This is a genomic window from Streptomyces sp. NPDC054932 (assembly GCF_053610205.1).
Window position 1 is genome coordinate 1 of the sequence record NZ_JBSGXU010000178.1, and the last position, 5,496, is coordinate 5,496.

General features: G+C 70.3%; 6 protein-coding genes. 4 read left to right on the top strand and 2 right to left on the bottom strand.

Annotation, left to right across the window (positions count from 1 at the left end):
* The first annotated feature begins 293 nt into the window (after positions 1-293).
* From pknB to ACWGE1_RS32965, 3 genes are all read left to right on the top strand, one after another.
* Complete coding sequence (gene pknB, locus ACWGE1_RS32955; protein ID WP_453424122.1) at positions 294-2,207, top strand: Stk1 family PASTA domain-containing Ser/Thr kinase; 1,914 nt, start codon at positions 294-296, stop codon at positions 2,205-2,207.
* 9 nt (positions 2,208-2,216) lie between these two features.
* Positions 2,217-3,074 carry a deoxyribonuclease IV gene (locus ACWGE1_RS32960; RefSeq protein ID WP_453424123.1) on the top strand — a complete coding sequence of 286 codons (858 nt, stop codon included), beginning with the start codon at positions 2,217-2,219 and terminating at the stop codon, positions 3,072-3,074.
* Between the two features lie 90 nt (positions 3,075-3,164).
* Positions 3,165-3,689: a DUF4396 domain-containing protein gene (locus ACWGE1_RS32965; protein WP_453424124.1), complete on the top strand. Its 525-nt coding sequence runs from the start codon at positions 3,165-3,167 to the stop codon at positions 3,687-3,689.
* A gap of 14 nt (positions 3,690-3,703) precedes the next feature.
* Here ACWGE1_RS32965 and ACWGE1_RS32970 read toward each other — a convergent pair whose 3' ends face one another.
* Positions 3,704-4,336 (bottom strand): sulfite oxidase-like oxidoreductase, encoded by a 633-nt coding sequence (locus ACWGE1_RS32970; protein ID WP_453424125.1) that lies wholly within the window; start codon positions 4,334-4,336, stop codon positions 3,704-3,706.
* Positions 4,337-4,534: 198 nt separating this feature from the next.
* Between ACWGE1_RS32970 and bfr the strand changes: the two genes are divergently transcribed.
* A complete protein-coding gene (gene bfr, locus ACWGE1_RS32975) occupies positions 4,535-5,011 on the top strand; it encodes a bacterioferritin (protein WP_030731234.1) in 477 nt (158 codons plus the stop codon).
* Between the two features lie 6 nt (positions 5,012-5,017).
* Here the strand turns inward: bfr and ACWGE1_RS32980 are convergent, their stop codons facing one another.
* On the bottom strand, positions 5,018-5,284 hold the full coding sequence (locus tag ACWGE1_RS32980; RefSeq protein WP_389802945.1) for a (2Fe-2S)-binding protein: 267 nt from the start codon (positions 5,282-5,284) through the stop codon (positions 5,018-5,020).
* Positions 5,285-5,496: the final 212 nt, after the last annotated feature.

Below are 5,496 nucleotides of genomic sequence, written 5' to 3' on the forward strand. Positions count from 1 at the left end.
GGGCGCTCGTTCCTCGCGTCGCTTCGCGATGGCCTTCGGCCACCCTTGACCGCCCGTCCCGCCCCGGACATACGAAGACTGCCGGGAAACCCCCATACACATCCCTGATTCCGGCCCACCGAAACCCCGCCCACCCCGCCCGTCCCCGCACCTGGGGGTGGGTGGGCAGCCGCCGCTCGCGGGCGGGGTGCCGAGGGGGCGAATACCCCGCCCCGGCGCCTCCACGTCACAGCTGCGCTGCAAGCCGCCCCGCCCCAGGACAGCCCCTCCGGTGCGGCTCGTAGAATCGCCGGGTGGATACGACCCTGGATGACCCCCTCGTCGGGCGCGTGCTCGACGGCCGCTACCGCATCGACGCCCGCATCGCGGCCGGCGGCATGGCCACGGTCTACCGGGCCGTCGACACCCGCCTCGACCGGGTGCTCGCCCTGAAGGTGATGCACCCGGCCCTCGCCGCCGACGCCGGCTTCGTCGACCGGTTCATCCGGGAGGCGAAGTCCGTCGCCCGGCTCGCCCACCCCAACGTGGTCGCCGTCTTCGACCAGGGCACGGACGGGCCGTACGTCTACCTCGCCATGGAGTACGTCTCCGGCTGCACCCTGCGCGACGTGCTCCGCGAGCGCGGCGCCCTCCAGCCCCGGGCGGCCCTCGACATCCTCGAACCGGTCCTCGCCGCCCTCGGCGCCGCCCACCGGGCCGGCTTCGTACACCGCGACATGAAGCCCGAGAACGTCCTGATCGGGGACGACGGCCGGGTCAAGGTCGCGGACTTCGGGCTGGTCCGGTCGGTGGACTCGGTGACCAACACCACCGGCTCCGTCCTCGGCACCGTCTCCTACCTGGCTCCCGAGCAGATCGAGAACGGTGTCGCCGACACCCGCGTGGACGTCTACGCCTGCGGCGTCGTGCTCTACGAGATGCTCACCGGCTCCAAGCCGCACCTCGGCGGCTCCCCCGCGCAGGTGCTCTACCAGCACCTGCACGAGGACGTCCCGCCCCCGTCCGCCGTGGTCCCCGGGCTCCCCGTCGGGCTCGACGAGCTCGTCGCGCACGCCGCCGCCCGCAACCCCGAGCTGCGCCCCCACGACGCGGCCGCCCTGCTGGGCCTGACCCGTGAGGCCCGCGCGCAGCTCAGCGATGCCGAGCTGGACGCCGTACCGCCGCAGGCGCACGCCGTGGAGCGCTCGTCCGCCGAGGACCGCACCGGTGTGATCCCGCGTCCGGTGGCCGCGCAGCCCGTGCAGCACACTTCCCGCCTGGAGATGCCTGCCGCCCCGCCCGCGCCCCCCGCGCACCGGCCGGCCCCGGCCGCGCGGCGGCCCCGGCGCGGGGTGCTGCTCGTCGTCGCGGGCGTGCTGCTCGCGCTCGGGCTCGGTGTCGGCGTCTGGTACATCAACTCCGGCCAGTTCACCAAGGTCCCCAACCTGCTCGGCAAGACCGAGGAGCAGGCCCGCTCCCAGCTGTCGGCGGCCGGGCTCGGTGTGAAGGGGGTCGACCGGAAGTTCAGCGACGCCTTCGAACGCGGGACGGTGATGAACACCGATCCCGCGGGCGGCCGGCGGATCCGCGGCAACGGCGCGGTGACCCTCACCATCTCCCGCGGCCCCGAGGTCGTGGCCGTGCCCAATCTGAAGGGCCGGCCCCTGGAGGAGGCCAAGGCCGAGCTGACGCGGTCCGGGCTGGCTCCGGGCGCCGTCACGCAGGCCTTCAGCCAGGACATCGCCCAGGGCTCGGTGATCAGCACCAATCCGGTGGGCGGCGAGAAGCGGGCGCCCGACACGGCGGTCTCGCTCGTCGTCAGCAAGGGTCGACCGGTGCCGGTCCCGAGCGTGACCGGGGTGCCGGTCGACCAGGCGAAGGCGGCCCTGGAGGCCCTGGGTCTCAAGGTCGCGACGGCCCCCGAGCAGGTCAACGCCCCCACCGCGGCCGGTACGGTCGCCAACCAGTCGATCGGCGCCGGCACCCAGGCCGCGACCGGGGACACGGTCACGCTGACCGTGTCCAAGGGCCCCCGGCAGCTCCCGGTCCCGAACGTGACCGGCCAGGACCAGGACGCGGCCCGCAAGGCGCTGGAGGCCGCCGGGTTCAAGGTGAAGGTGGACCGGCCGCTGATCTCCTTCAGCAACACGGTGGAGAGCCAGTCGGTGCTGGGCGGGCTGAACGCCCCCGAGGGCAGCACGATCACCATCAAGATCAAGGGGCTGTAGGCCGCAGTGATGCGCAATCCAGTGGGCGGGCACGTTCCCGTCGCCGGCGGGCTGGCCTCGGTCGGTCTGACCTACGCACGGGAGATGGGCGCGGAGGCGGTCCAGGTCTTCGTCGCCAATCCGCGCGGCTGGGCCACCCCGGTCGGCAATCCGGCGCAGGACGAACGGTTCCGGGCGGAGTGCGCGGCCGGGTCCATCCCGGCGTACGTGCACGCCCCGTACCTGATCAACTTCGGCTCGCACACCGAGGCGACCGTGGAGAAGTCGGTGGAGTCCCTGCGGCACTCGCTGCGCCGGGGCCGGGAGATCGGTGCGCTCGGGGTGGTCGTGCACACCGGCTCGGCGACCGGCGGCCGCCCGCGGGAGGCGGCGTACGCGCAGGTCAGGGAGCACATGCTGCCGCTGCTGGACGAGCTGACGCACGACGACGACCCGTTCCTGCTGCTGGAGTCCACGGCCGGGCAGGGTTCCTCGCTGTGTTCGCGCACCTGGGACTTCGGCCCGTACTTCGATGCGCTCGACCACCACCCGAAGCTGGGGATCTGCCTGGACACCTGCCACATCTTCGCGGCCGGTCACGATCTGGCGGAGCCGGGCGGGACGAAGGTGACGCTGGACCTGCTGGTGGACACGGTGGGCGAGGGCCGGCTGAAGCTGGTCCACGCGAACGACTCCAAGGAGGGTGCCGGCGCCCACAAGGACCGGCACGCCAACATCGGTCAGGGTCACATCGGCCGGGACGCCTTCGCGGAGCTGTTCACGCACCCCGCGATGGACGGCGTACCGCTGATCATCGAGACGCCCGGAGGCAAGGAAGGGCACGCGGCGGACGTGGCGCTGCTGAAGGAGCTGCGCGGCCCGCAGTGATCCGCTGATTCCTTGAGGAATACCCCAGGGGGGTATACGGTTCGGTCATATCGACGGACCGTTACCCGGCGTTCCCACGAGGGGGTTGTCATGGACCGGATGCACGAGGACCACCAGCACCACGGACACGAGCACGAGCACGGTCAGCACCACGGGCACGCACCCGGCGCCGGCGGCCCGGTCAGCTGGGGCACGGCCGCCAGGGCCACCCTCCACTGCCTCACCGGCTGCGCCATCGGCGAGGTGCTCGGCATGGTCATCGGCACCGCGCTGGGCTGGGGGAACGTGCAGACGATGATCCTTGCGATCGTCCTCGCGTTCTTCTTCGGCTACGCGCTCACCCTGCGCGGGGTCCTCGCCGCCGGTGTTGACCTCCGTACGGCCATCCGGGTGGCTCTGGCCGCCGACACCCTCTCGATCGCCGTCATGGAGCTGATCGACAACGGGGTGATCGCGCTGTGGCCCGGCGCGATGGACGCGCACCTGTCGGAGCCGCTGTTCTGGATCGTCCTGGCGATCGCGCTCGCGGCCGCCTTCGTGATCACGACTCCGGTCAACAGGTGGATGATCGGCCGCGGCAAGGGTCACGCGGTCGTGCACCGGTACCACCACTGAGCGCGGGGCGCCCCCTACAGTTCGGGGCCCTCCCCGGGCTCCTCCTGGTAGGAGTAGCGCTGCTCGCGCCAGGGGTCGCCGATGTTGTGGTAGCCGCGCTCCTCCCAGAAGCCGCGGCGGTCGGCGGTCATGTACTCGATGCCGCGGACCCACTTGGGGCCCTTCCAGGCGTACAGGTGCGGAACCACCAGCCGCACGGGGAAACCGTGCTCGGCGGTGAGGAGTTCACCGCCCTCGTGGGTGGCGAAAACGGTCCGCTCGGAGGCGAAGTCGGCCAGCCGCAGGTTGGAGCTGAAGCCGTACTCGGCCCACACCATCACATGCGTGACCTGCGGCGCGGGCGGCGCCAGGGCGAGGATCTCGCGGGCGAGCACTCCGCCCCATTCGGCGCCCTGCATGCTGAACTTCGTGACGCAGTGCAGATCGGCCACGACGGAGTCGAACGGCAGGGCCGTGAACTCCTCGTGATTCCAGCAGTGCTTGTCCCCGTCGGCCGTCGCACCGAAGACGCGGAACTCCCAGCGGTCCGGCTTGAACTTGGGTACGGGCCCGTAGTGGGTGACCGGCCAGCCCTTCTGCAGCCGCTGCCCCGGTGGAAGCTCCAGCTGCTCTGCTCCCGGAGATTCCCGGCTTTCCGGCTGACCCATGACTCCATGGTGACAGACTGGGCAGGGTGGTCATGACCAGGTCTGGGCCGATTCGGGCAAGTCACGGTAACTCCCACTAAGGAGGCACTTACTGGACGACCTCCAGTGGCGGTGCAAGGATGCGGCCAATCCCCCGGCCACGGCTGGGAGGTACCCCAGCCCCGTCATGAATGACATTGCCTGGAAGGAGCCTCTGCGATGCAGGGCGACCCCGAGGTCCTTGAGTTTCTGAACGAGCAGCTGACCGGCGAACTGACGGCCATCAACCAGTACTGGCTGCACTACCGCATCCAGGACAACAAGGGTTGGACCAAGCTCGCCAAGTACACGCGTGAAGAGTCCATCGACGAGATGAAGCACGCGGACAAGATCACCGAGCGCATTCTGATGCTCGATGGCCTGCCGAACTACCAGCGCCTCTTCCACGTGCGCGTCGGTCAGACGCTCACGGAGATGTTCCAGGCGGACCGCCAGGTGGAGGTCGAGGCGATCGACCGCCTCAAGCGGGGCATCGAGGTCATGCGCGGCAAGGGTGACATCACCTCGGCCCGCCTCTTCGAGGAGATCCTGGAGGACGAGGAGCATCACATCGACTACCTCGACACCCAGCTGGAGCTCATCGAGTCCCTGGGCGAGCCGCTCTACATCTCGCAGCTGATCGAGCAGCCGAGCTAACCGGCTCTAGGCCGCTTCCGCGAGCTCCGCCGAACGGGCCGGACCCGGCTCCGCGGCGAGCACGGCCGCCGCCTCGCCCTTCTCCAGCAGCTCCCGGCGCGGACACGCACCGCGGCCGAGGATGCCCTGGATGGTACGCACGCAGGAACCGCAGTCGGTGCCGGCCTTGGTGGCCGAGGCGATCTGGCGCGGGGTGCAGGCCCCGGCGGCCGCGTGCTCCTTGACCTGCTTGTCGGTGATCCCGAAGCAAGAGCAGACGTACACGCGGTTCACCTCCCAGGGCGGAATGGTCCAGCGGTTCAGCGAGCCATCCCCATTTCGGTGAGGCTTACCTAACCGTACCCAAAGTTAGGGTGACCTAAAAGCCCCGGATACAACAGTGGGGCGGGGGAGCGCACTAACCGCCCCCCCCATAGGTTCCGAAGTGTTGAGATATATCAAAAGGTAGCGGTTAAAAAGTGCGGCCCTGAAAGCCCGCGTCAGCG

Bases quoted from the DNA above. Each gene is read 5' to 3' on its own strand.
- ACWGE1_RS32960 (WP_453424123.1), top strand. From the start codon at position 2,217: ATGCGCAATCCAGTGGGCGGGCACGTTCCCGTCGCCGGCGGGCTGGCC.
- ACWGE1_RS32965 (WP_453424124.1), top strand. From the start codon at position 3,165: ATGGACCGGATGCACGAGGACCACCAGCACCACGGACACGAGCACGAG.
- ACWGE1_RS32970 (WP_453424125.1), bottom strand. From the start codon at position 4,336: ATGGGTCAGCCGGAAAGCCGGGAATCTCCGGGAGCAGAGCAGCTGGAG.
- bfr (WP_030731234.1), top strand. From the start codon at position 4,535: ATGCAGGGCGACCCCGAGGTCCTTGAGTTTCTGAACGAGCAGCTGACC.